This window comes from Chryseobacterium caseinilyticum (assembly GCF_014837145.1).
In the GTDB taxonomy this organism is placed as follows: domain Bacteria; phylum Bacteroidota; class Bacteroidia; order Flavobacteriales; family Weeksellaceae; genus Chryseobacterium; species Chryseobacterium caseinilyticum.
Genome location: NZ_JACYFS010000003.1, coordinates 267,905 through 293,761, shown reverse-complemented (window position 1 = coordinate 293,761; position 25,857 = coordinate 267,905). Strand labels below are relative to the sequence as shown.

The window sequence follows — 25,857 nt, the reverse complement described above, 5'->3', positions numbered from 1 at the left end:
ATTGGCTTTTGGCAAATGGCTAATTGCTTTGAATCAAGCCGTATATTTTTAAAATAAGTTAATCACGTCTATTCAAACAAAAATCTCTCCCGAATAGAGAGAGATTGTATGATTTTCAGTTTAAATATTAAGCTTTTACCGCTAATAAATTTACTGTTTTTGAAACAACTTCTTTGATTTCTGTTCTTTTTACAATGAAATCTACGAAACCTTTTTCCTGCAAAAATTCTGAAGTCTGGAAACCTTCCGGCAAATCTCTACCAATGGTTTCACGGATCACTCTTGGTCCTGCAAATCCGATCAATGCTTTTGGTTCAGCCATAATGATATCTGCAGTCATTGCAAAAGATGCGGTAATTCCACCGAAAGTAGGGTCACAAAGGTAAGCTATGTATAAAAGTCCGGCTTCTGAAAGCTGAGCCAGTTTCGCCTGAACTTTCGCCAATTGCATTAGTGAATACGTTGCTTCCTGCATTCTCGCACCACCAGACTGACAGATAATCATGTAAGGAAGTCTTTTTTCGATACAGTAATCAATCGCTCTTCTGATTTTTTCACCCATCACAGAACCTAAAGATCCTCCGATGAACGCGAAATCCATACATGAAACCACCATTTCGGTTCCGTTTACAGTTCCTACTCCATTTCTGATAGAGTCGGTAAGCTTGGTTTTCGCTTTTACTTCTTTCAGACGGTCGGTGTATGATTTTGTATCTTTAAAGCTGAGAATATCAATACTTTCAACATTTGCATCCAGCTCAGTGAATTTTCCTTCGTCAAAAAGAATGCTGAAAAACTCGGCACTTCCTATTCTTACGTGAAATCCGTCTTCAGGAGAAACATAATTGTTTTTCTTTAACTCGTCGTGTTCCACTACTTTTCCTGACGGAGTCTGATGCCAAAGACCTTTCGGTACATCTTTTTTCTCGTCGGTAGAAGTGGTAATATTTTGTGCTTTTCTTTTAAACCAGTCGAATGCCATATTATTGATTTGAAATTATGATTTGAAGTTTGAAATTCAGGTTTGCTGATAAAAATTTTCATCTCAGACAATCTCAAATTTCAAACGTCAAATCTCAAATTAATTTATTTTAAAGTATTTACGTTATTTAAATCTTCAAATGCTCTTACCAATCTTTTAGAGAACGTTTCTTCGCCTTTTCTGATCCAAACTCTTGGGTCATAGAATTTTTTGTTTGGCTTATCGTCTCCGTCAGGATTTCCGATTTGAGTTTTCAGATATTCTACATTGTCTACCATGTAATCTCTGATTCCCTCTGTATAAGCGAACTGAAGATCGGTGTCAATATTCATCTTAATTACCCCGTAATCAATCGCTTCTCTGATTTCTTCTAAAGTAGAACCTGAACCACCGTGGAATACGAAATTAATCGGCTTCTCAGCAGTTCCGAATTTCTCCTGAACGAATTTCTGAGAATTGTCTAAGATCTTCGGAGTCAAAACTACATTTCCTGATTTGTAAACTCCGTGTACATTTCCGAAAGCAGCTGCAATTGTGAAATTATCAGAAATTGCTTTAAGTTTTTCGTAAGTGTAAGCTACATCTTCAGGTTGAGTATATAATTTTGAGTTGTCGATATCAGAATTGTCAACACCATCTTCTTCACCTCCTGTTACACCGATTTCAACTTCCAAAGTCATCTGCATTTTTGCCATTCTTTCGAAATATTCCGCAGAGATCTCAAGGTTTTCTTCTAAAGATTCTTCAGAAAGATCAAGCATGTGAGAAGAATAAAGAGATTTTCCGGTCTGCTTGAAGAATTCTTCGTTAGCTTCCATCAAACCGTCGATCCAAGGCAATAATTTCTTTGCAGCGTGGTCGGTATGTAAAATTACTGTTGCTCCATAAGCTTCAGCTAAAGTATGAATATGTTTTGCTCCAGCGATACCACCTAAAATAGCTGATTTCTGAGCATCATTACTCAATCCTTTTCCAGCGTTGAAAGATGCTCCACCGTTAGAAAACTGAATGATAACAGGTGAGTTTAATTTTGCTGCAGTTTCCATTACTGCGTTCACGTTGCTAGAACCGATTACGTTCACTGCAGGCAATGCAAATTTGTTTTCTTTAGCATACTGAAAAATATCTGTAACTAACTGACCTGTGGCAACTCCTGCCGGAAAAATTCTGCTCATGTTTACTTTTTATATAAAATTAGGGTATGTTTGAAAAATTCTTGTAAAGGTAATAATTTTTAAGAAATGATTAATTTCTTTTATCCCGTCCCCAAAGTAGCTTCTGGCGGATGGTTTCGTAGAAACTTAAATTATTCGGCTGTACCAGTAACAGCTGAAAACTCGCCTTTCTGATCACAATTTCCTTATCGGTTTCAATATGAATTAATCTTGAATCTAAAGAAAGAGAATATTGTGGAACACGGCTTTCAACTTTAAATTTAATTTCAACTTTATCGTTGACAACCAAAGGTCTTACATTTAAATTATGCGGCGCAATTGGAGTAATCACAAAGTTTTCGTTGTTCGGAGAAATAATCGGTCCGCCGCAACTTAAAGAATAAGCGGTAGAACCTGTGGGTGTCGAAACAATGACGCCGTCGCCCCAGAAAACATTCAGAAATTCATTATTGATATAGGAATCTACCGTTACCATTGATGTGGTTTCTTTTCTGGAAATCGTCACATCATTTAAAGCATACGGAAAAAATTCGTCAGATTTTGGTGAAACAACTTCGATTACTGATCTTCGGCTGGTTTTCACATCACCTTTTAAAATTGAATCCAGTTCTTTGAAGGCTTCTTCTTTGGTAAAACTTGCCAGGAATCCAAGTCTTCCGGTGTTCACACCCACAACAGGAATTTCGAGATCTTCGATGAAAGTTAATGAATTTACAATCGTTCCGTCGCCACCAAATGTGAAGAACAGATCAACTTTTTTGTCGATGAGATCCTGTTTGTTGCCAAAAGTCTCAAATATTTTTGAAAATTGAAGCGCGTCAGCCATTTCGTCAAACAAAACAGATTTTACGCCTCTGCTTTCCAGTTCAGAAATAAATTTGCTTAAATATAAAAAAGTATCAAGATCTTTTTTCTGAGAATATATGGCTGCCTTCATATTATATTTCGATAAATTTTTGTAAAAAACCTAAACGGTCTTTGAAAAGATCTGTTTTCTCATCAGAATAATATTTTTCTACAATTCTGTAATCATAACGGTCAAAAGTAGCGTCGATGGAAGCTAAATTTTCGTTGCTGATTTTAATGGTGATGTGAATAAATTCGTCTGACATGAAGCTGATAAATCCGCCGTAGAACTTAGAATTGTTGCTCTCGACGATGTTGGCAATTTCTGTCATAGAATATTTTCTTGCCGGAGTTTCTATCGTTAAGGTAGCACCGGTTTCCGAAAACAGAGGGTATTTTGAAAAGGTCTGGAAAACATCATCACAGCAGATGTAGCCCAGATATTTTTCGTTTTTATTGATCACAGGAATCACGTTGGCATTGAATGTATAAAACAGACGGATGCTGTCCATGATATTATTGTCCTCCAAAATGGCGAAGCGCTCGATCTGATGTCCGAGGTTCTTCAAAGTACCTTCTTCTTCATAAAGAAAGTCTTTGGCGATGGCTCCGTAAAAGTGGTGTGATTTTTTGATGAAAATATGCGTATATCCAAATGCTTCTAGGGTTTCCCTAGCCGATTCGATGGAGTCAGTCAGATGAAAACACGGAAAATCTTTTGAGATATAGTCCTTGATAAACATTGTGCTAATTTATAAAATTAAAAACGAAACCTTCCTGCTTTATTGCAGTTTTTTTTCATAAAAATAAAAAAAGTGAAATAAAAATTTGCCTGTAAAGAAATTTGAAGTATCTTTGTCGCCTTTCATTTTTACTTTTTATTAGATTTATTTCAAACTGCACTGTCTTTTGACAGACGCAGTTTTTTTATTTTTAGGTCATTTGTAAACTCCCGACTCAAAAATATGTGACCAACAGAATTTACATTAATTTTTCAGCAATCATGATTTTCGTAATTGAGCTGATCCATTTTGTTTTCAAAATTTTCTCTATCAGTTTTGGTCATGTTAACCTCATTGAATACGGCTTTAAACTGCTTTTTTCCATCTGGGCTTACCCATAATCCGTTAAAACTTTTACCCTCTTTCTTCAAAATCAGTACACCGGTAAACCGATATTCTACCATTGCAAATTGATTGGCCTTGTTTTCTGTAATATCGAGTTGCAACCAATTGCTAACACTATCATATTTGTACATCGCGGTATAATGCAAATCTGCTGTACACTCATTCTCCTCACTGATAATGAACATCGTTACGGGCATTTTCCCATCAATACTTCCTTTGTATAAACAGGACTTTCTGTTTTGTGCAGAACTAAAACTGACGAAAAAAAGAAGTATAACGAAGGTGATAATTGCTTTTTTCATGTATTGAAACTTATTCCTGATTAAATTGATTTACACAAAACAGATTTAAAGTGCTTTCGCAAATTCCCACATCACGATTCCGCCGCAAACGCTTACATTTAAAGAATGCTTTGTTCCCAGTTGCGGAATTTCAATAAAAGAATCGATATTCTGAAGCGCTTCATCGCTGATTCCTTCCACTTCATTTCCTAAAATGACCGCGTATTTTTTTGAACTGTCAATTTTAAAATCAGTAATCATCGTGCTGTTAGTCGTCTGCTCGATTCCCACCACTTCAAATCCCTGACTTTTCAAATCATTGATTGTGACATTAATATCCGCTTCATGCGACCAATCCACACTTTCTGTTGCTCCCAATGCAGCTTTGTGAATTTCACGGTGTGGTGGTTGTGGCGTAATTCCACATAAAATAATTTTCTCAACCAAAAAAGCATCTGCCGTTCTGAAAGTCGCCCCAACATTGTGCATGCTTCTGATATTATCCAGAACAACCACCAACGGAATTTTCTCAACCTTTTTAAACGTTTCTACATCAATTCTGTTGAGTTCTTCCAGTTTTAATTTATTTACCAAAATATATTTATTTCTAATTACAATTTACGAATTCCTACGATTGAATGGATTTTAAATTCCATTCTCAATTTTAGTTTTTAAAACCAACATTTAGGAAACGCTTCGACAGGCTCAGCGTGACATCGCTAATAAAAAAAGTTTCACAGTGTCAGGCTGAGCATGTCGAAGCCATCAATTCTCAGTTCCACAGCATACTAACTATTCCCTTGCACCCATAATCTGATGTACATTTCTTTCAATATTCTGAGCAATCGTCTCCATCGGAATATCATTTTCATCATTATTAAAAGGATCTTCAATTTCCTCAGCGATCAGTTCCAGACTCATCAACACGTAATATACGAAAACCGTCAGCGGGATCATAAATAATCCAAGGTTAATTACGTACGCAACCGGCAAAGCCAATACATATAAAATAATGAATTTTTTAATGAAAGATGAGTAAGAATACGGAATCGGTGTGTTTTTTATTCTTTCGCAACCGCCACAAACATCCAGAAAACCGGAAATCTGCGTGTCTAAATACAGCATTTCAACATCAGAAATTTTCCCCTGTTTTTTTAGCTGATATAATTTTTCAGTCAGCTGGATGATCAAATCATTGGGTCCATGATTTTTCAGCGAATTTTTGATTTCTGAGTAATCCTCATCCAAAGCCAGCCGTGTCGATTCCTGAGAAAGATGTTTGGCCAAGAGATGTGGAAAAAACTTAAGATATTTTGAAATCTGGTCAGCAGATTCTCTGTCGTCCGTAAGAATAATATTGATTTTGATGGCGAAATTTCTCGTGTCATTCACAAGTTTTCCCCAAAGTTTTCTGCCTTCCCACCACCTGTCGTAAGCCGTATTTGTCCTGAAAACCAAAAGCAGAGACAGCACAAACCCCAACAAAGAATGAATCATCCCCACATTGCTGACCTTCGATTTTGAGGTTAAATGTAAATATTCAATCTCAAGATATTGGATTCCATAGGAGTACAGCGCCATCAAAACCATCGTTGGAAACAGAATTTTCAGCGTATCACTTTTGTGTAAGCTGATCAGGATCTTCAGGAAATTTTTGGTGTTGTAGACTCTCATGGCTGATGTGCTTTTTGCAAAGATAAAATATTCGGATTATTGTTTTTCGTGGAAATTTTAATTTTGGAATTAAATAGCTCCCGCAGATTAGGCTGATGTCGCAGATTTAATTAAATAATCGTTTTTAAGATGCCGCGAATGCACGAATTTTTATGAATTGATGAGTGAATTCCGAATTTTAATTAAATAATAATTACGATTGTCGCAATTTGTACTATTAAGAATAACTTGTATTTCCTTGCTAACTTTAGGCCTTTTTATAACTTTAAAAAAGACGGACAAAATTTAAATTCTTTGTTTGGCTTTGCGTTTAATTAAAAAGTCGGGCAAAACTCGGATGTTCAAAATAATAACGATTTATTCGTGCATTCGTGGCATTTTCTCACCATAATTATTCACAATCATCCATGCAGATCTGTGCATTTTATGGTAACTAATCCCATCAAAATTTTTTCAAATTTCAAAAAAACACTATTTTTATTTCGCATTAAAAAACAAAACAGATGATTCTCGAAAACGTAGATGTAGTCAGTGACATCAGTAAAGAAGATTTTCAGGAAAATTATTTCAAAAAACAGAAGCCGCTTCTGATCAAAAACTACGCGAGTCGCTGGGAAGCTTTCGACAAATGGAATTTTGATTTTATTAAAGAAAAAGCGGGCGAACAGGAAGTTCCACTCTACGACAACAAACCTGCGGATGCAAAGAAAAGTTCTGATGCTCCTGTGACAAAGATGAAAATGAAGGATTATATCGACACGATAAAATCTAAACCTTCTGATCTGCGAATTTTCTTCTACATTATCACAGACCGACTTCCAGAATTGCTGAAAAACTTCACATATCCCGATTTGGGAATTAAATTTTTCAAGCGGCTTCCGACTTTATTTTTTGGTGGAAGTGAAGCGCATGTTCTGATGCACTACGATGTTGATCTGGGAGATTTTATGCACTTTCATTTTGAAGGAAAGAAAAGAATTTTGCTCTTTGACCAGAAACAGTCGAAGTTTTTATATAAAGTTCCGCTGTCAGTTCACACGGTTTACGACATCGATTACGAAAATCCTGATTACGAAAAATTTCCGGCGTTGAAATACGCCACAGGCATTGAAATTTTCATGGAACACGGCGATGCGCTTTTTATTCCCGGCGCATTCTGGCATTTCAACAGATACTTAGAACCTGGTTTTTCAATGTCGCTCAGAGCTTTACCGAATAAACCCAAAGTTTTTGTGAATATGCTGTATCATGTTTTTGTTATGCGCTATACGGATAAAATTTTACGGAAATTATTTAAATCTGAATGGGTAGATTATAAGCAGAAATGGGCGTATGAGAAAGCAACTGAGGCTCTGGAAAAGCATTTGAGTAAAAAAGAGAAGGTTTAAAATATTGCTCTTAGATATTACAAATAAAATGGATTACAGATTTACTTTTCACAAACACATTTTGATTCTTGGAACAACAGAAGAGTAAAGATATAAAACTCTATCCAAAATTCTTGAAAATAATAATCTTGAGCTTATAAGGTTTCCTAAATCAATGAAGTCACTTTCCGATTATTTAAATATAGTTCAAGCAAAAGAGCTTTTCTCACCGTTTTACTATTCAAAAGGAAAATATAATGATAACCAAATTTTTGATTTTCACATAGATTGGATTGCAGAAAACAATAGCCTTTTCGTTTTTGAAGAGTTTCAGAATGTTGATGATAAATTTAGCTTAGAAATAAGGCGGATTGTAATTAATAATTTGGAAGCCAATCATCGATCAGGAACTAAAATAATAATGACTTCGGAAGATGAAACTGGTTTAATCAATCGTCTTGGTGAGATTGTAAATGAAACTGAATATAAAACAAAAACTCTGGTTGTAAAAAGTAATCTACAAATTATTGCATTATAAAATTATACTTAATTAATTATGTTCAATAAATATTTTGATGATGAAGTAGTTAAAAGTGAATACAAAAAGCAATTCATTTCGCTTTGGCCAGAATGGCTCTGTAAAGAAAACTATCATCTATTGGACGAAGTCACTGAGGCTGATTGGTCTAAATTTAACTTTTTAATAAATACTATTTTTAAGCATTACAGAATGCAACTCGTTGATTTAAAAGAGAGAAAATTAAATGAAATTAGTAACATTGATGAAACGCTTCCTAATTATGAAGATTCAATGACTAAAACATCAAATGAATTTTCAATTTATGTAATTCCGGAATTAGAATGTTTATTATCTGAAGACTGGGATTATACATTCATAATTTGGTACACCGATAAAAATGTCATCGAAAAGCTGAAACCCTTTATTGAAAAATCTGGATTGTATAGTTTTAGCTGATGTTACAGAACTTCTGTATGAGATTTAAAATCACCATTTCCCTCCTTCTTTTTTTATTCCTATTTTTACCAACCCAAATTTAAGTAAAACTCAATGGCAAAGGCGACGAAGAAAGAAACCCCGTTAATGACGCAGTACAACACCATCAAGGCGAAATATCCAGATGCGCTTTTGCTTTTCAGAGTGGGCGATTTCTACGAAACCTTCGGTCAGGATGCCGTAAGAACTTCTCAGATTTTGGGGATTGTTCTGACCAAAAGAGCGAACGGTGACGGTCATATCGAACTGGCGGGTTTCCCGCATCATTCAGTGGATTCTTATTTGCCTAAATTGGTGAGAGCCGGGATTCGTGTAGCGATTTGTGACCAACTGGAAGATCCAAAAACCGTCAAAGGAATTGTAAAACGTGGCGTAACAGAATTGGTGACGCCCGGAGTGACTTTCAACGATCAGGTTCTGACTTCAAAAAAGAATAATTTCCTGCTTTCCCTTCATAAAGAAAAAGAAAAATACGGAATCGCTTTGGTTGATGTTTCTACCGGAGAATTTTTGGTGAGCGAAGGAAATTTGGATAAAATTTTACACATCATCAACACGTTTGATCCGAGTGAAATTATTTATCAACGAAGCGTACAGATTCCCGATCAGCTGAAAAACAGAAACGTTTTCAAACTGGAAGACTGGGCTTATCAGTATAACTTTGCTTATGAAAAACTGACGAATCAGTTTAAAACCAATTCATTAAAAGGTTTTGGCGTTGAAGGTTTACCTTTGGCAATTACCGCTGCAGGAGCCATCTTCGCTTATCTGGTTGAAGATACGCATCATAAATTACTGGCGCACATCACCAAAATTCAGATTATTCCGCAGGAAGATTATCTGATGATGGATCATTTTACGCTGAGAAATCTCGAAATCGTTTATCCAAGCCATCCGAAAGGAAAATCTCTTTTAGATATTATCGATAAAACTTCTACGCCGATGGGTGGAAGATTGTTGAGAAGAAGAATTATTCTACCATTAAAATCTGTCGAAGAAATTGCAAGACGGCTTTCGTTAATTGACTTTTTAAACGAAAATGATCATTTAAAATATGAAATTTCCCAATTACTGAGAGCGATCTCAGATCTAGACCGATTGATGGGAAAACTGGCGGCAGAGAAAATTTCACCTAAAGAATTAGGTTATCTGCGTCAAAGTCTGATCAATATTCAGAAAATTAAAGGATTGCTTCATCCTCACGCTGATGTCTTAGCCTGGTTGGAGCCATTAAATTCATTAGATGATTTGATTCAACTGCTGGAAAATCATTTGAATGAAGAACTTCCTGTCAATTTAGCGAAAGGAAATGTGATCAAACAGAATATTTCCGAAGAACTCGATCATCTGAGAAGTCTGCAAAATAAAGGAAGAGGTTTTCTGGACGAAATGTGTCAGCGTGAAGTGGAACGAACCGGAATTACCAGTCTGAAAATTGATTTTAATAATGTTTTCGGATATTTTATTGAAGTAAGAAACACCCATAAAGATAAAGTTCCAAGCGATTGGATCAGAAAGCAGACGTTGGTGAATGCAGAAAGATACATCACAGAAGAACTGAAAGAATACGAAAGTCAGATTCTGGGTGCTGAAGAAAAGATCAGTGTTCTGGAAAATCAACTGTACCGAAAAGTATGTTCGGATACGATGATTTATATGGACAGAATTCAGGAAAATTCAAATATTATTGCGCAGCTTGATGTGGCAGTTGGTCTGTCTGAACTGGCGGTTTCTGAAAGTTATACCAAACCTGTTCTGAATGACGGTTTTAAAATTGACTTAAAGGAAGCGAGACATCCAATCATTGAAAATGCCCTTCCTTTAGGCGAAAAATATATTCCGAATGATATTTTTTTAGATAAAGATTCGCAACAGATCATTATGGTGACCGGTCCCAACATGGCGGGTAAATCGGCGATTCTCCGTCAGACGGCAATCGTTTGTCTGATGGCGCAAATTGGGAGTTTTGTTCCTGCAAAACACGCTGAAATTGGAGTTTTAGATAAGATTTTTACAAGAGTTGGCGCGAGTGACAATATCTCTGCCGGCGAATCAACATTCATGGTGGAAATGAATGAGGCGGCGTATATTTTAAATAATATTTCAGACCGAAGTTTGATTTTATTAGACGAAATCGGCCGTGGAACTTCCACTTATGACGGGGTTTCTATTGCATGGGCGATTGCGGAGTATCTTCATCAGCATCCTTCGCAAGCAAAAACTTTATTTGCAACGCATTATCACGAGTTGAATGAAATGACCGTGAATTTTGAGCGTGTGAAAAACTTTCACGTTTCCATTCAGGAGAATAAAGGAAATATTATATTTTTGAGAAAACTTATTTCAGGAGGAAGCGAGCACAGTTTCGGTATTCATGTGGCAAAACTGGCGGGAATGCCTTCAAAAGTTGTCAACCGGGCAAATGAAATTCTGAAAACTCTGGAAGCCAGCCGTTCGCAGGGAGGCTCTTCTGAAGGTGTAAAAAGGGTTACCGAAGAAAATATGCAGCTTTCTTTTTTCCAGTTGGATGATCCTGTTCTGGAAAATATCAGGGAAGAACTCACGAAGATTGATATTAATACACTGACGCCGATTGAAGCCTTGATGAAGCTGAATTCGATTAAAAAGATGATTGGGAAGTAGTCCTGTGATTTTATTTTTTAGTAAAAGTTACTGTTAATGGAATTTTGAATCTACAATATATCTTCTCGCCATTCATGATACCGGGAGTCCATTTTTGCTTTATTTTTAAAAGTGCTCTTTCTGCCTCCTTATTAAAGGTAAGGTTGCTTCCAACAGATTTTACGTGTTCTATCGTACCTTCTTTGCCGACAATAAAAATCAGAGTACAAAACTCCTGATCAGCAGTGGTTACTATTTTCCTCATCCTGAAATTATTCGCAATCATATTTCTCAAAGCATCGGCACCAAATGGAAAAGTTGCAGGTTGTTCAGCCTCCATTCTTATTTTTCCATCTCTGTGAGTCAAAGCCAGCTCATTGAGTTGACCGTAATCTTTGATAATATCCTGTCCGAAAGAAATGCCGTTAACGAGCAAAACCAGAAATATTGTAATTTTTTTTTCATAGAAACAGTTAATTTTAGTGGAAATTCATTACAACAGGAATCTGCATTTTACTTCTTACTGAATTGCCGTTTTTCTTTGCAGGAAGCCATTTTCCTTTAATTCGTTTTGCAGCAAGTTTAACAGCATTACTAAACTTTTGATTTGTACCACTTACCTGAATTTCTGAGATTGTTCCATCTCTCTCCACAACGAAATTGAGGATTGATTTAAAACTTTCTTTACCTTTCACCATTATCAAAGCATCAGAAGATATTTGGCTCTTTAATTTCTCAATAAAATCTTCTTTTCCATTTAAAAATAAGGCATCATGATTCGGATAATCATGGCATACTGTTATTATTTCGATGTCTTTTAGATCAACTTTTTTTACAGGTGAGCTGGCAGGCCGTACATCCTGCGCTAAGAAAATTGCGGAGCAAATTAAGGACAGAAATATTGAAATTTTTTTATTCATAATTATTTGAAAATAAAACTAGTCAAGCGACATCATCACAGGAATTCTGAATCTGCTTCTCACGGTTTCACCTTTATATTTGGCGGGTTTCCATTTGTCTTTTATGCTTTCTACTGCTTTTATCACCTCAGCATCAAAATCAGCATTTATTCCTTTTGCCTGAACATCACTAATAGAGCCATTACGCTCAACTACAAAACTGACTATTGTTTTAAATTTTTTCTCTGTCGCACTTTCAAAAGAAGAAGTGACCATTACTTTATTAAATTTATCTCTGAAAATATTAATTCCTTTAGGAAATTCTGCCACTTCTGTAGGATTTTCATACACTTTAACTATACTTACAGGGACCTCAGCATTACGGTCAACTGCCGGCGGCGGCGCAGGAGAATAAGTTCTTTGGGCTAATATAATTTGACTGATAACCAGTAAGAAAATTGTTACTGTGTTTCTCATTACCTGAATTTTGTCAAAAGTAAAAAATTTTAAACAAAAACGACATCAGAAGATTGATGTCGTGTTATTTATAATTTGAAAATATCTTACCATTTTCTCAAACCAATGGGAATATAGAAAATATATCTCACCGGTTTGCCTCCGATTTTGGCAGGTTTCCAGCGTTCGAAAACTTTTTTCACCGCTTCTTCGCCTGCGGCTGCGTGTTTTTTATTTTTGCTGATTGCCGCATATTTCCGTACATATCCATCTTTTTCTATAATAACATAAATCGTGGTGCCGAATTGCTCCTTATTTTTAATATCGATAATCGGCATATTTTCAGAAACCTTGTACAGATAAGCCTTTTTACCGCCCGGATATTCAGGTTCCTGATCTGCCACTGTGACTACATCTTTCAGGTCGAGTTTTTTCTGCAACTCAGCGTAATCCGGCAAATCTTCGACTGTTTTAGCAGCATGTGGTTTCGCTACTGTATCAGATTTGGATTTTGTCTGGGCATTGATATTTACTCCAAGTGAAGCAAACATCAGTATCATTAATAAATTTTTCATTCAATTACTTTTTCCTGCAAAATTAAAATAAATATCAATAAGGCTTTCGTTACAAAAAAAATGCCTTAAAAACTTTTCCTTTAAATTTATATCAATAAAATTGGAATTTTTTTGACAAATATTTTATGTTTGCAATAAATAAACATGGAATGAAAATTAAATTTAGTCTGGGATACCTTTTGCTCACTATTCTGCTTTTTTGTGCAGAAGTTCTAATTGCAACGGTTTTTAAAAACAATTTCTTCATAAGAGCCTATCTGGGCGATGTAATTGTGGTTATCTTACTTTACACTTTTGTAAGAACTTTTATAAAAATAAACAGCATAAAACTCATTAGCGGAATCTTCCTTTTTTCCTGTCTGATTGAATTTGCACAATACTTTAATGTAGCCGAAAAATTAGGCTTCCAAAAAGGAAGCCTGATGTATATTGTGATCGGAAATTCATTTTCCTGGATTGACATTCTGTGTTATGCAGTTGGATGTATGTTACTTCTGATTCCGGTTTATCTGAACAGAAATACCATGAGTTTCTGAAAAACAGTCATCATCAGCATCACAGCACCTGCCACAACAATAGAGCCCACAAGATCATAAAGCCAAAAGGTTAAATATTTCTTTACTGAATCATTTTCTATTATCTTTATTTTCCAGACTGATGTAATGATAAATCCTAAAAATATCTGAAAAAGTATGACAATCGGTAAAAACAGCAGAATTACGAAACTACCTAAATTTTCCATGAATAAAGATTTTGTTTAGTGACAAAAAAAATTATCTTCCAAACTGATCGTATTTATCTTCCGCATATTTAATGAAGCGGTTCAGAAGAACCACATTATCTTTTTCCATTTTCGAAAGCTGGTCATCCACATTATTTGAAACGGGAATATACCAGTCTGTCTGCTCAAAAAAGTATCGGTAGGTCTGCTTTTTGAAGGCATAGCCATGTCTTGCAAAAACTGCATTTTTAATGATTTCCATATCCAGTTTTCTCAGATTTTTCAGGTTTTTTTCGGTCAGTTTCTGTTTTGAAGCATTTATTTTAAAAACTGCGTCAGAAGCAAATCTGTTTTTTGAAGTGGTGTAAGATTCGGTTTTACCATCATCATCAGTATATTTTTCCTTGAAATCCTTAGGATTTTCCCAATCAATGAGATCAGAATCTTCGTTGAGCATAAAGTTCGGATTGTAGACAAATTCTTTCTTTGCCAGTTTCAGATTTTTCACAGGAATATTGACACCCGATTTTTTATAGGCGGCCCAACTTCCGGACATTGAATCTTTATAGATTTTCACCTCAAATCTTCCGTCACTTTTATTACTTCCAGGCTCATCCAGAATAAATGAGTTGGCCGTTTCATTAAAAACGCCTCTGAAAGGCCTTTGATTTCCGTTTACAATACTTTGCCCGTACACAGAATCCTTTGTAATTCTGTTGATTTTCAGTGACAGTTTTTTGTAATCTGTTCCTTCGTAAGAATCCTGCGTTTCGTTATCGAATATTTTACCTTTGCCAAAAAAATCGCCCGTGTAAATACCATAAAGTTCTTTGTGAATTTCAGGAACTACCACAGAATCTTTCTTTTCTGCAACGCTGTCGTTAGGTTTTTCTGTTGCTCCTTCATCCTTTTTACAGCTCACCAAAGTGGCAACCGAAAAAGCAAGAAGCGATAATTTTAAAATTTTCATATCTGTTTTTTTGTGATTAAATATTCTGTTAAAATGATATTGGGAACCCAACCGAGCCACGCAATGATTTCATAAACATCCATCGGGTTTGGGTGGAATAAATATACAATAATTACCTTCCAGATTCTCAGGGTAAGTGCAGAAATTGTGAGCGCAAAACTCCGCCACATCCACTGTTTATGTTCCCTGAATTTTCTTTTTCTGGCTAACTGATACGCTTTAAAAGTAGCAAACCACCAAAGACAACCTAAAATAACGAAGGATGATTTAGCCAAAAAACCACCGTTGGCAAAAACTCCCATGTAAATTCCGGACGGTGCTGCAAGGATCAGGATTAAAAAAATATAAATTTTCCCTGCGTTTCTGTGAAAGTTTTTTAGGCCGAAATCTTTTCTGATTATCGCTAAAAATCCCGTCAGCAATACAAAAATACTGGTATAAACGTGGGTGTAGAAAAACCAGAGATACTCTGGCCTCTCTTCCACCTCAGTCTGTTTGATCATTAAAAAACTCACATCTGTTTTAAGCGGGACATATTCTAAAGTAATTTTTAACATCAGCCAAAAGAAATATCCAAAACCTATGATGAGAAGGGTTTTTATAAAGAGTGGGATATTTTTTTTGAGTGAAAGCATTTTAAAATTTACTCAAAATTGATCTTAAAAGGTATTTTATATCTTGATTTTACAGGTTCTCCATTCATTTTTCCCGGCTTCCATACTTTATTCTTCATTGAATTTAAAGCCCTTATAGCTTCTGCATTAAACGAACGGTCGTTTCCTTTAGCTTCTACGTTGATGATCTGTCCGTTTTCTAAAATCACAAAGGTCAACTCACAACTAAACAATCCTTTTCCTTTGATTACACTTATATCAAAATTATTACTAAACTCCTGTCTGAATTTATCCAAACCTCCCGGGAATTCAGCGCCCTGTTCTGTCATTGTGTAAATGCTGTCTTTTGAAATTTCTCTTTGTGGTTTGTCTATTTGTGCCTGTATACGCTCCTCTTGTGAAAAAACAAATGAGAACATCAAAATCATTAAGAGTTGCAGTCCTTTAATCATCGTAATATTAGTTTAAATTATTTAAATCCTGAGCAATCAGCCATGCTTCGCTCCAGCAAGCCTGAAAATTAAATCCTCCCGTCACGGCGTCGATATTTAAAACTTCTCCGGCAATGTAAAAATTCGGTAAAAGTTTTGACGACATATTCTTGAAGTTAATTTCCTTTAAATCAACACCTCCGGCGGTTACAAATTCATCTTTAAAAGTCGATTTACCTGTTACCTGAAATTTCTTTTTGCATAAATTTTCAATAATGGTCTGCATTTCCTTTCCGGAAATCTGCGCAACCTGTTTGTTTAAATTCACATTTGAAACTTCCAGAATTCTCTGCCAGAAACGGTTGGTCACTTCAAAAATCTTCGACGATCCAATTGTTTTCTTCGGATTGGACTGTTTGAAATTAAGAAATAATTCTTCAGCCTCATCCATATCTTTTGAAATAAAATTCACCTCAATTTCGAAATTATATTTCACTTTTGCAAGATTGATCGCTTCCCATGCCGAAATCTTCAGAATCGCGGGCCCTGAAAGTCCCCAGTGCGTAATTAGCAGCGGTCCGCTTTCTTCTGTTTTCAGCTTGGGAATAGAAGTTTCTGCCATTTCAAAGCTCGTTCCCAAAAGGTCTTTTAATAAATCATCTTTAATATTGAAAGTAAACAGTGACGGAACAAGATCAATAATTTTATGGCCTAAATTCTCAATCATTTTCAATGATTTTGGCGAACTTCCGGTTGAATAAATGACATAATCGGCCTCAAAATCGCCAAGACTGGTTTTTACAAGATACAATTCATCAAGTTTCTGAATCTCTTTCACTGAACATTTTGTTTTTACCTCAACATTTTTCTTTTGAATTTCATTCAAAAAAGTATTGATAACCGTCTGCGAAGAATTGCTCTCAGGAAAAACCCTGTTGTCGTTTTCAATTTTTAAAGACACATTTCTCTGTTCGAACCAATCCATCGTGTCGCCTGGCTGAAATTTTGTGAAAACACTCAGTAATTCTTTATTTCCACGTGGATAAAACTGAACCAATTCTTTAGGATCAAAACACGCGTGAGTAACGTTGCAACGCCCGCCTCCGGAGATTTTTACTTTCTGAAGAACATCAGAATTTTGCTCGAGAATCGTAATTTTATATTTTTTACCGTCAAGATTTGCTGCACAGAAAAAGCCTGCTGCACCGCCTCCAATAATGATTATTTGCTTCATAGTCTTTACTTAACCACAAAAGGCACAAAAGTTTTCAGCTTTTTCAGTTCTTTCAATAAGTGCAAAAAAGTACTGCGAAATGACATACTTTTTTTTAAAATTAAAAGCTTTTATGCAATGGATTATTTCTGCAAAACTACAATTTTTATAAACCATCTTATTTGAGTAATTTTGTGACAGTAAATCAACTGCTCAGACACAATATTTTTTTGAACTTTAATAAGCTGAATTTAGCTTAACATGATTATTTAATCTTTTGTGACTTTTGTGGTTTTAAATAAATTTAAATGACTTTCTATCATACTTTTGAAGTGCGCTGGAGCGACCTTGATGCCAATAAACACCTTGCCAACACATCTTATGTGCAGTACTGCGCACAAACGAGAATGGCTTTTATGAAAAAAGAAAAAATGGGTGTTACCCAAATGAGCCGTTGGGGAATCGGTCCTGTGATTATGCACGAGAGATTTTCTTTCTTTAAAGAAATTTTTGCAGATCAGAAAGTGATTGTGAGTCTTGAAATAGACGGATGTGCAGAAGATGCTGCGATTTACCGTTTTATACACAAATTTTATCTGCCTGACGGTTCACATTGTGCAACCTCAGAAGCTACCGGAGTATGGATCGATACGATGCTCAGAAAAATGACTACTCCACCGGATGACGTTGTTGAAGCAATGAACAAATATAAAACCGCGGAAACAATTCTGATGACGAGAGAAGATTTTAAAAAACTTCCTTTCCGTCCGGAGAATATTGACCCGCAAGTATTCAATATTTAAGATTTAAAATTTTAAAAACAACTCATTACCAATTACTTATTACTCATAAAAAATGTTTGAAGATAAAGAACCGGAATTAACGCCCATTTCCAAGTTAGGAGAATTTGGCCTGATAAAGCACCTTACACAGTTTTTTCCAATCCTTAACGACTCTACGGAGCTCGGCGTTGGCGATGATGCCGCTGTGATTAATCCCAACGGTAAAAAAGTTGTTTTAACAACTGATGTTTTGGCTGAAGGTGTTCATTTTAATTTAGGATATGTCCCTTTGAAACACCTTGGTTACAAAGCTGTTGTGGTAAATCTGAGCGACATCGCTGCGATGAATGCAAAGCCGACACAGATTTTGGTTTCGCTTGCAGTCTCCAACCGTTTTCCGGTGGAAGCACTTGAAGAATTGTATTCTGGAATTCAGACGGCCTGCAACCACTACAAAGTTGACTTAATTGGCGGAGATACAACGAGTTCCAACGCCGGTTTGATCATGAGCATTACCGCTGTGGGAATTGAAGATGAAGAAAACCTCGTTAAGAGAAGCGGTGCACAACCCAATGATCTTTTGGTGGTAACCGGTGATTTGGGAGGTGCGTACATGGGACTTCAGATTTTAGAGAGAGAGCACGCTGTTTTCCTTGCTGATCCGGATATGCAGCCGGAAATGGAAGGTTTTGACTACATTCTGGAAAGACAGTTAAAACCTGAAGCAAGAACTGACGTGAAGGCGACATTGGAACAGCTCAATATCAAACCTACTTCAATGATAGATATTTCAGACGGCTTAGCCTCGGAAATCCTGCATCTTTCTGACCAGTCGAAAGTTGGTTTCAGATTGTATGAAGAGAAAGTTCCGATGGATAATCTGACGATTACGACTGCGGATGAATTTAATTTAAATCCTGTAATGACGGCTTTAAGCGGTGGAGAAGATTATGAATTGTTATTCACAATTTCCCCGAATGATTTCGAAAAAATGAAAAACCATCCTGATTTTACCATCATTGGTCATGCAGTAGAAAAAGAAGAAGGAAATTTTATGGTTGCAAGAGGTTCAAACCAGTTGGTAGCTTTAACAGCACAAGGTTGGGATGCCTTTTTGGGAAACCAGCAGAATGATTAGAATTTAATTTTAAATATTCTAAGCCACTGCATTTGTAGTGGTTTTTTGCTATTTTTAATACATGGATAAAAACAATCATACATCAACTTCGCAATGTATTTGTTGTGGATATTTTTCTTTAGAACAAAAAGGAGCTGCAGAGATTTGTACTGTCTGTTTTTGGGAAGATGACGGGGAAACTGATTTAGATGTGATAAGCAATCCTAATGTGATGACTCTCCGAGAAGGTAGAAACAATTTTTTAAAATTCGGAGCTCACGATAAACAATATATCAAAGATGTGCTTAAAAACCCTGAGACCATATTTAAAAAAGGAAATCTACCTACATATTAAACTAAAAAGCCAGCTAATCGAGCTGGCTTTCTTTGTTTTATGATTTCTTACTCATGTCGGCAATGATATTCATTGCTTCCTGGAGGTAAGTGTCTTTGCGGAGATTTTTTACCCAGATTTCAGATTTCTTTTTGAAAACTTCGTCTTTCTTCTCTCTTTCGATTTCGGCAGGATACATATTGAATTTCAATCCGTTATCGTATTTCGTAAGAACTTTAAACTTTTCGATCTGTGCTTTTCTCTGCTTCATAAGATCGTTGAATTTATTCATATTTAAAGTGATCGTTTTTTCTTTATCTAACTGCTCTCTCCATTGTGCAGACTCCATCAACAGTTGATAATTGGCGTTTTTCGCCATTCTTGCATTGCTGGCAGCTTCCAATGCTTTTACATCAAAAAAGCTAAGTTTCTCGTACTTCGTAGATGGAATTTTGTCCCACGCCAAAGAGAAGTCATCATAGCGCTCTCCTATTTCTGCATAGCTGAAGAAATCTTTCATCTGAACATCAGAAACAATTCCTTTTCGCTGGTTAGATTCTCCGGTAATTCTGTAGAATTTCTGAATGGTTAATTTTAATGATCCAAAATCATCTTCGGTATTTAAGAATCTGTTTAAGTCAACGAAAGTCTGAACCGTTCCTTTACCGAATGATTGCGGTGAACCAACTACAACAGCTCTGCCGTAATCCTGCATCGCGCCTGCCAGAATCTCAGATGCTGATGCTGAAAGTTCATTTTGCATAATTACCACAGGACCTGTCCAGATTGGAGTTTCCTGCTTATTTTTCAGCGTTTGGATTTTACCGTTAGAATCTTTTACCTGAACGTAAGGACCGGCATTCATAAATAATCCCATGATATCTCCTACTTCCGTCAGTGAGCCACCGCCATTATTTCTAAGGTCTAAAACGATTCCTTCGATATTCTGAGCTTTTAACTTAATTATCTCATTTTTGATGTCATCAGAAGCGTTTCTTCCTTTTGCATCTTCAAAATCTGCATTAAAACTTGGCAAATTGATGAATCCGTATTTTTTTCCGTCAGGAGAATTTACGATGATACTTTTTGCGAAAGTGTCTTCAATAGCCACTTCCTCACGAATCATGGTCACTTCTCTTACAGTTCCGTCTTTTTTCTGAACCGTTAAAGTTACCGGAGTTCCTTTTTCACCACGGATCAATCTTACAGCTTCATCAGAAAGCATTCCTACAACGTTAACGTGGTCTTCTTTAGGTTTGGATCTTACTTTTAATATTTTATCCCCTTCTGAAAGCTGTTTAGATTTCCATGCCGGAGCTCCAATGGTAAGTGCCCCGAGATAAAGATTTCCTTTTTTCTCCTGGATAATAGCTCCGATACCGATTACTTTTCCAGTAAACTGAGTATCAAAATCTTCCTTATCCTTTGGAGAATAATAGTTTGTATGCGGATCAAAAACTTCTGTGTACGAATTCATATACACAGAGAACCAATCCATTTTCTTTCTCTTTTTGAATCTTGTAAATGTTTCTTTTACAAGATCTTTCACCTCATCGGTAGCTTTCTGAATCTTCTGCTGAGGCGTAAGAACTTCAAGTTTGATGGTATCCTGCAGCTTGTATTTCTGTACAGAATCTTTCTTTTCTTTCTGTGCATCGTACTTACTGTTCATAGATTCCACCTCCTGAAGAATGTTGTACTTGATGTATTTTCTCCACTCATTGTACTGCTCCTGCTTATTTGCCGGAACAACCTTATCTTTTGCTTCCAAAACCAAAGTTTCATCTTCTTCCAGGTTTATTGGTTTGCTGAAGATGTCCTGAGTGATTTTATCAATCTCGTCTACTCTCTGGTAAAGTCTGTCGATAGTAAGTTTATAAAACTGAAGATCGCCCTGATTGAGATAGTCATCAAGTTTTGTTTCATGCTTTGCAAATTCTGTCATATCAGACTGCAGGAAATATCTTTTTCCGGGATCTACCATTTCAAAATAATGCTTGTAAACATCTTTTGAGTAAGCATCGTTGATGGGTTTTGGACTATAATGTAAGTATGAAAGTGTGTTTTTAACGCTCACCATTATCGTCTGCATCTTTTCGTCATCATTTTTCGGTGAATTGAAACAAAACATCAAGCTTGTTAATGGAATGAGGAGTAAAAATTTATTCAGTTTAAAATTTTTCCACATAAATCTTTAAGGTATAATATTATTTTCTAAAAATTGTTTGCTAATTAGTGTATAAAACCGTGAAGCTGTTACAAACTATCAAAAGTAATACCTTATTTACAAATATCAAGCAGTTTTAAGTATTTTTTAATAGCAAATTTCATTAATTTTTACTGTTTAATTATTTCATTTTTTCGGGATAATTTCTATTTTTGTGTAAACACAAATGACATAAATGAAAGAAATTACGCTCTCCAAAAAAGAGTTGCAGCACCGGCTCAACAGCATAAAGATCAATTATGAAGGCCTGAAGCCCCGAAAATACGGTGTTTCTGTAAAATATTTTTCCGGAACCGAAAACAAACCTTCAAAACGTATTGACTACGAAGTAACCGCTGATTTACAAATCATTAACGGCATCGGAACAATCAGTTTAGATAAAAAGAATATTTTCTACAACCGGCACAGCCCCGATCTCATTAACGAAATTATTTCCGATAGCATTACAAAATCAATCTATCCCATTGAAACTACTATTAACGAAAGAGGAAATTCTACCTGCGAAATTTTAAATCATGATGAAATAATCAATCGCTGGAAGCAGAATAAAGAATTGTTATCAGAAAAATATCAAAGCAAAGCACTCGATGAATTTTTTGCTGTAGCCGACCGGAAAATCAATTCAAAACTGCAGATTGAAAGAAGTTTGCATCACGATTGGTTCTGGAATTTATTTTTTCACCCTAGGCTGATCAGTTATGGTGACTACAGACAGGTTGAAACAGATTTACTCTTATCTGTTATCGCATATCAGGCTCCTGTAAGATTTCATGGAGTTCAAACGATTGAAAAGATTCCGACGGATTATCATTCTTTTGTGATCCGGTTTGAAAGTGACGAAATAAAAGCTCGTAAGTATTTCTATCCCAAAAACAGTGCAGATGATTTTACACTTTATATGTCTCTGTGCGTAGAGTTTGATTCAGATCTTTACCATCATTTTCCGATGCATACCCGTGCTATATTCCAGATTTATTCTAAAAATATGGATGGCTCGAAATTGATTACCAAAAAAATTGAATTTACGATGTATCAGATCGATTCTGATGGGTATCAAAACAAAACTTTAAGTGTGGAGAGTCCTTTTATTACCGGCGGTTTGGTGAAACTTCCACCCAATAAATGGGGCTTTGACAATTTTGAAAACCTGGAAAATAATTGGTAATTATCATTTTTTATTGAAATAATTATTATATTTATATACCACAATTACAAAATAATAAACACAATGTCACTGAAAGAAAAAGTAGTACAGGGAGCAATCTGTATGTGCAACTTCGGCACAACTCCCGACACGTTAAAAGTTCTTACTCAGAGCAAATACTACCTCAACGATTACGAAGGCAACAACAAATTAGCAGCTACGCATAAAGATATAGGGCAAACATTCGAGAAAAACACATTCGGCCCCTGCAAGATGCAGCCCACTCCCGGAGGTTACAAACCTTGCCAGGCCATTGTCACAGAATGGAGCGGCTATTATGAAAAAGAAAAATACTCCCCACCCGATGGCTATATACTACTGGAAGACAGCAAGGCAACCTGCCCCATTGGCGGTAAAGACTGTATTAAAATCATAAAAACCGGCCAGATTGGAGAACCATCAAAGAAGAATTTTGTGAATGCTGACAGTGAGTTGCAGTCGCATGTGAATCCTTTGGTGGATGTGAAGAATTATGAGAAGAAAGATCCTTATGAATTTTTAAATGCAGAATAATTATGCCTGATACTATTGAAAATACAGTCGGATTGCAACACTGCTACTGGAGTACGAACGGAAAACTTGCAGCCGTTACCAAAGGCGGTACTTATTTTTTGTATACAAGAGATAAAAACGAATTTATAGTTGATGAAAGTTGTGTTGGTGGAAAAACGGCCAACCCTAAATATACAGCAGATCATGCCAGATGGGCTTTTATTTATGACCTCTTTTTCCAAAGCTTGGAGAAAGCAAAACCTGAGGATATTAAAGAAAATCTCTGGGGACCTTTAGCGGCGGAACTATTCATGTTAGTAAATATGGATTAGAGAAAAAATATAAAGTTGGGCGTTCTTTAAAATTTAATCCATCTGAAGGCTCATATTATTTTGGACATAAACAAAGAGTTGAGCTTTTCAGCGAGAGTCTGGAACAGGATTTTATTTTTATATCGTTCCCGTAACTTCATCAAAAATAAATTATGCCTATTTTCATAAGAGTGAAGATATTAAACACTACTGAGAAAACGTAAGTCTTACTGTAATGTTTCATGGCTATAATCTTGAAAAGAAAAATAAATACAAAGCAAAAGTTTATCTGCTTGAGGAAACAGAAGCGATAGGATTAACACAAACAGAAGACTTTGAAGACAAAAACCTTTGGGATGCTGTAATTACTGATGATTTATCGTCAACAGGAAAAGATGATGATTTTAATCATTATCTAAAGCACAATTTTAATATTAATATCGACTGGAAAAAAGGAGAAAACATAAAGAAAAACTTCACCGTTGCAGTTGAGGTTTACAGAGTTTGGGAAGAACCGGGAATGATATACGGCACATATGCAAAAGAAGAAAGAGTCGCTTTTAAAAACTATGCCGATACTCCTACTACAGATCTCATCAATTATAATGCTGAATTACTAAAAACCCAGGATGTAGATAAAAAAGATTCTATCTCCAGCCGTTTTATGGTTTCTGAAGAATTAATGGATCATTATCTTACCCGTATAGAACAGGACAAAAAAAATATGATTCAGTATATCGGGGATATTGAATACACGAAACGAGAATTTGATCCTTGTGGATATTCAAAAATTACTATTCAGGATAAAGGAGATGCAAGTCGCTCTCTGGTTATATTTGATGAAACAAAACCAGCCAATGAAATTGATAAAACGGAACACGCATTTGGTATCATAGCAGGCGACAATCGAAAAGAGATAACCATTACTCTTGATGGCTTACAGACCAAAAACCAATTTTGCCAGGGATCGCTGTTGGATGAGGGACAAAAACATACACAAGATAAAAATGTTTTTCAGGTAGATAAAGTGTATTCTGCATTTTTCAGAGGAGAAATCACAACACCAGACTCTACACATCAACAGCAGCAGAATGACGCTGGTATTCCAACTACTGTGGAAAACAGCAAAGATACCGATGTTATTATAACCGATAATGTATCTAATCCATCTGCAGCACAACAGTGGCAGGACAGAATTGATTACAAAATTGAAAGTGATAAAGAAATTACTTTGAAACTGAGGTATTTGTATAATAAGTCGGCGTTTGAAAGTTTACAAGGTTCTAATAAGACACTAAATAATGCGGTAAATTTATTTTGGGTTTTTAGATATTTTTGGTTTACAGATAGGATTGTTCAAAAATATTTCCTTCCAATTTCAACATGCAGATACCCAAACCAAATAGCAAAAATAAATGTTTATCCAGATATTGAATGGGAAGTTTCATTCTTAATCACAACGGGCGAAACCCATACTTTAGCTGGTGGCAAAAAAGATGATGTAACAAATTATCCTTCAAGACAAAATTTTAAATTCTCAGATAGATTTAAACTTACACGTGAATATAAAGGTTTTAGTTTTGCTACTGATATCTCTGTGAAGGTTAATGGTGACGTTCATAAACTAGGATTAGATAAAATTGAAAATATAATCAAAAAACTAGCTGATTTAAAGGAGTTTCTTGATCAATTTAATAGCAGTAATTCTGTAAATGCGAGTACAGGTGGTTTTAAAGAATACTTTACTTTTAAACTTGTTTCTCCTAATATTGCCTTGGCTTTTAAATGGAATCTGGGATATGTTGTAGAAAGTGCACATAATCATAAGGCTGTAACGATGCTTAATGGTGCTTTAAAACTTGCTCCATTGATCGGAGTTAACTTTGAAGTAGATTTATTTATCATTACAGACAATATTAAAGTTTATGGTATAGGACCAATCACTAAATTTATTAGAAAGTCAATAGAATGGGTAACTGAAACGGATATATTTGTACTGGCCTATGTAAATGTTGAATTACATGGCGAGTTTACATTGGTTTATAATTCAATTAATGGATTTGATAGTAAAAAATCATATAGAAAAGCGATTTTAAGTATTCCATTTGGAGTTAGAGGAGGTATAAAGAGTAATGAAGAAAATGTAATTATATTACCAACGGGTGAAAAAACGGAAAAATTCAATGCAGAAATATCTATAAATTCAGGAATTGATATTGTAGAGGAGTTAGGAACAGATAATACCGGTCCATATAAAAAGAATAGCTATATTTTTAAAGGATTAAATGTAAAAGTGGTTATTGTTGAAAATGTATTTAGTCGCAACAGAATTTCTGTCATTCCAAAAATTGATGAAACATTTGAAATTTTAAAAGAAGATAAAATTTGTCCTGATAATACAGAATACTTAAATAACAATTAA

At 35.5% G+C, this 25,857-nt stretch carries 29 protein-coding genes; 12 read left to right on the top strand and 17 right to left on the bottom strand.

Translation table 11 applies throughout. From position 1 onward, the window contains the following. Positions 1-127: 127 nt before the first annotated feature. The 7 genes from accD to IC610_RS11965 form a co-directional block, all read right to left on the bottom strand. Positions 128-982 carry an acetyl-CoA carboxylase, carboxyltransferase subunit beta gene (gene accD, locus IC610_RS11995; protein ID WP_056083262.1) on the bottom strand — a complete coding sequence of 285 codons (855 nt, stop codon included), beginning with the start codon at positions 980-982 and terminating at the stop codon, positions 128-130. A gap of 104 nt (positions 983-1,086) precedes the next feature. Further along, a complete protein-coding gene (gene fbaA, locus IC610_RS11990; protein ID WP_056083261.1) occupies positions 1,087-2,157 on the bottom strand; it encodes a class II fructose-bisphosphate aldolase in 1,071 nt (356 codons plus the stop codon). A 70-nt stretch (positions 2,158-2,227) separates the two neighbouring features. Continuing rightward, positions 2,228-3,094, bottom strand: a complete 867-nt coding sequence (locus IC610_RS11985) for an NAD kinase (protein WP_056083258.1) — start codon at positions 3,092-3,094, stop codon at positions 2,228-2,230. A gap of 1 nt (position 3,095) precedes the next feature. Further along, on the bottom strand, positions 3,096-3,746 hold the full coding sequence (locus IC610_RS11980) for a CBS domain-containing protein (protein WP_191737070.1): 651 nt from the start codon (positions 3,744-3,746) through the stop codon (positions 3,096-3,098). A 251-nt stretch (positions 3,747-3,997) separates the two neighbouring features. Then, positions 3,998-4,432 carry a hypothetical protein gene (locus tag IC610_RS11975; RefSeq protein ID WP_191737069.1) on the bottom strand — a complete coding sequence of 145 codons (435 nt, stop codon included), beginning with the start codon at positions 4,430-4,432 and terminating at the stop codon, positions 3,998-4,000. A 45-nt stretch (positions 4,433-4,477) separates the two neighbouring features. After that, a complete protein-coding gene (locus tag IC610_RS11970) occupies positions 4,478-5,005 on the bottom strand; it encodes an RNA methyltransferase (protein ID WP_191737068.1) in 528 nt (175 codons plus the stop codon). Between the two features lie 198 nt (positions 5,006-5,203). Next, positions 5,204-6,085: a bestrophin family protein gene (locus tag IC610_RS11965; protein WP_191737067.1), complete on the bottom strand. Its 882-nt coding sequence runs from the start codon at positions 6,083-6,085 to the stop codon at positions 5,204-5,206. A 503-nt stretch (positions 6,086-6,588) separates the two neighbouring features. Here IC610_RS11965 and IC610_RS11960 point away from each other — a divergent pair. The 4 genes from IC610_RS11960 (at position 6,589) to mutS (ending at position 11,110) form a co-directional block, all read left to right on the top strand. Continuing rightward, positions 6,589-7,473 (top strand): cupin-like domain-containing protein, encoded by an 885-nt coding sequence (locus IC610_RS11960; RefSeq protein WP_191737066.1) that lies wholly within the window; start codon positions 6,589-6,591, stop codon positions 7,471-7,473. Between the two features lie 154 nt (positions 7,474-7,627). Further along, entirely contained in the window at positions 7,628-7,990 is a 363-nt protein-coding gene (locus tag IC610_RS11955; protein WP_191737065.1) for a hypothetical protein, read from the top strand. 18 nt (positions 7,991-8,008) lie between these two features. After that, positions 8,009-8,428 carry a hypothetical protein gene (locus IC610_RS11950; protein ID WP_191737064.1) on the top strand — a complete coding sequence of 140 codons (420 nt, stop codon included), beginning with the start codon at positions 8,009-8,011 and terminating at the stop codon, positions 8,426-8,428. Positions 8,429-8,521: 93 nt separating this feature from the next. Continuing rightward, positions 8,522-11,110, top strand: a complete 2,589-nt coding sequence (mutS, locus tag IC610_RS11945) for a DNA mismatch repair protein MutS (RefSeq protein ID WP_191737063.1) — start codon at positions 8,522-8,524, stop codon at positions 11,108-11,110. 10 nt (positions 11,111-11,120) lie between these two features. Here mutS and IC610_RS11940 read toward each other — a convergent pair whose 3' ends face one another. The 4 genes from IC610_RS11940 to IC610_RS11925 form a co-directional block, all read right to left on the bottom strand. Next, the gene (locus IC610_RS11940; RefSeq protein WP_191737062.1) at positions 11,121-11,525 is read right to left on the bottom strand and encodes an energy transducer TonB; all 405 of its coding nucleotides are present in this window, start codon (positions 11,523-11,525) and stop codon (positions 11,121-11,123) included. A 43-nt stretch (positions 11,526-11,568) separates the two neighbouring features. Then, positions 11,569-12,009 carry an energy transducer TonB gene (locus IC610_RS11935; protein WP_191737061.1) on the bottom strand — a complete coding sequence of 147 codons (441 nt, stop codon included), beginning with the start codon at positions 12,007-12,009 and terminating at the stop codon, positions 11,569-11,571. Between the two features lie 18 nt (positions 12,010-12,027). Continuing rightward, positions 12,028-12,465 (bottom strand): energy transducer TonB, encoded by a 438-nt coding sequence (locus tag IC610_RS11930; protein WP_191737060.1) that lies wholly within the window; start codon positions 12,463-12,465, stop codon positions 12,028-12,030. 86 nt (positions 12,466-12,551) lie between these two features. Next, positions 12,552-13,019, bottom strand: a complete 468-nt coding sequence (locus IC610_RS11925; protein WP_191737059.1) for an energy transducer TonB — start codon at positions 13,017-13,019, stop codon at positions 12,552-12,554. 149 nt (positions 13,020-13,168) lie between these two features. Between IC610_RS11925 and IC610_RS11920 the strand changes: the two genes are divergently transcribed. After that, positions 13,169-13,555, top strand: a complete 387-nt coding sequence (locus IC610_RS11920) for a ribosomal maturation YjgA family protein (RefSeq protein ID WP_191737058.1) — start codon at positions 13,169-13,171, stop codon at positions 13,553-13,555. On the opposite strand, the gene IC610_RS11915 is transcribed toward IC610_RS11920, so the two are convergent. The 5 genes from IC610_RS11915 to IC610_RS11895 are packed head-to-tail and all read right to left on the bottom strand — an operon-like array spanning position 13,525 to position 16,989. Then, a complete protein-coding gene (locus tag IC610_RS11915; protein ID WP_191737057.1) occupies positions 13,525-13,761 on the bottom strand; it encodes a hypothetical protein in 237 nt (78 codons plus the stop codon). The genes IC610_RS11920 and IC610_RS11915 overlap by 31 nt on opposite strands. A gap of 31 nt (positions 13,762-13,792) precedes the next feature. Next, positions 13,793-14,710: a YARHG domain-containing protein gene (locus IC610_RS11910; protein WP_191737056.1), complete on the bottom strand. Its 918-nt coding sequence runs from the start codon at positions 14,708-14,710 to the stop codon at positions 13,793-13,795. Beyond that, positions 14,707-15,345 carry a DUF2306 domain-containing protein gene (locus IC610_RS11905; RefSeq protein WP_191737055.1) on the bottom strand — a complete coding sequence of 213 codons (639 nt, stop codon included), beginning with the start codon at positions 15,343-15,345 and terminating at the stop codon, positions 14,707-14,709. Before IC610_RS11905 ends, IC610_RS11910 begins: the two co-directional genes overlap by 4 nt. 8 nt (positions 15,346-15,353) lie before the next feature. Further along, positions 15,354-15,776 (bottom strand): energy transducer TonB, encoded by a 423-nt coding sequence (locus tag IC610_RS11900; protein WP_191737054.1) that lies wholly within the window; start codon positions 15,774-15,776, stop codon positions 15,354-15,356. Between the two features lie 7 nt (positions 15,777-15,783). Further along, positions 15,784-16,989 carry a BaiN/RdsA family NAD(P)/FAD-dependent oxidoreductase gene (locus IC610_RS11895; RefSeq protein WP_191737053.1) on the bottom strand — a complete coding sequence of 402 codons (1,206 nt, stop codon included), beginning with the start codon at positions 16,987-16,989 and terminating at the stop codon, positions 15,784-15,786. 287 nt (positions 16,990-17,276) lie between these two features. Between IC610_RS11895 and IC610_RS11890 the strand changes: the two genes are divergently transcribed. The 3 genes from IC610_RS11890 (at position 17,277) to IC610_RS11880 (ending at position 19,222) form a co-directional block, all read left to right on the top strand. Then, entirely contained in the window at positions 17,277-17,771 is a 495-nt protein-coding gene (locus IC610_RS11890) for an acyl-CoA thioesterase (protein WP_191737052.1), read from the top strand. A gap of 52 nt (positions 17,772-17,823) precedes the next feature. Continuing rightward, entirely contained in the window at positions 17,824-18,888 is a 1,065-nt protein-coding gene (gene thiL / locus IC610_RS11885) for a thiamine-phosphate kinase (RefSeq protein ID WP_191737051.1), read from the top strand. 61 nt (positions 18,889-18,949) lie between these two features. Then, positions 18,950-19,222, top strand: a complete 273-nt coding sequence (locus IC610_RS11880; RefSeq protein ID WP_191737050.1) for a CPCC family cysteine-rich protein — start codon at positions 18,950-18,952, stop codon at positions 19,220-19,222. 37 nt (positions 19,223-19,259) lie between these two features. On the opposite strand, the gene IC610_RS11875 is transcribed toward IC610_RS11880, so the two are convergent. Continuing rightward, entirely contained in the window at positions 19,260-21,389 is a 2,130-nt protein-coding gene (locus IC610_RS11875) for a carboxy terminal-processing peptidase (RefSeq protein ID WP_191737049.1), read from the bottom strand. Positions 21,390-21,603: 214 nt separating this feature from the next. Between IC610_RS11875 and IC610_RS11870 the strand changes: the two genes are divergently transcribed. The 4 genes from IC610_RS11870 (at position 21,604) to IC610_RS11855 (ending at position 25,857) form a co-directional block, all read left to right on the top strand. Continuing rightward, positions 21,604-22,593, top strand: coding sequence for a hypothetical protein (locus IC610_RS11870; RefSeq protein WP_191737048.1), 990 nt, complete (start codon positions 21,604-21,606; stop codon positions 22,591-22,593). 63 nt (positions 22,594-22,656) lie between these two features. Then, on the top strand, positions 22,657-23,145 hold the full coding sequence (locus IC610_RS11865; RefSeq protein WP_191737047.1) for a DUF4280 domain-containing protein: 489 nt from the start codon (positions 22,657-22,659) through the stop codon (positions 23,143-23,145). A gap of 2 nt (positions 23,146-23,147) precedes the next feature. Then, positions 23,148-23,456, top strand: coding sequence for a hypothetical protein (locus tag IC610_RS11860; protein WP_191737046.1), 309 nt, complete (start codon positions 23,148-23,150; stop codon positions 23,454-23,456). 214 nt (positions 23,457-23,670) lie between these two features. Continuing rightward, positions 23,671-25,857: a hypothetical protein gene (locus tag IC610_RS11855; protein WP_191737045.1), complete on the top strand. Its 2,187-nt coding sequence runs from the start codon at positions 23,671-23,673 to the stop codon at positions 25,855-25,857.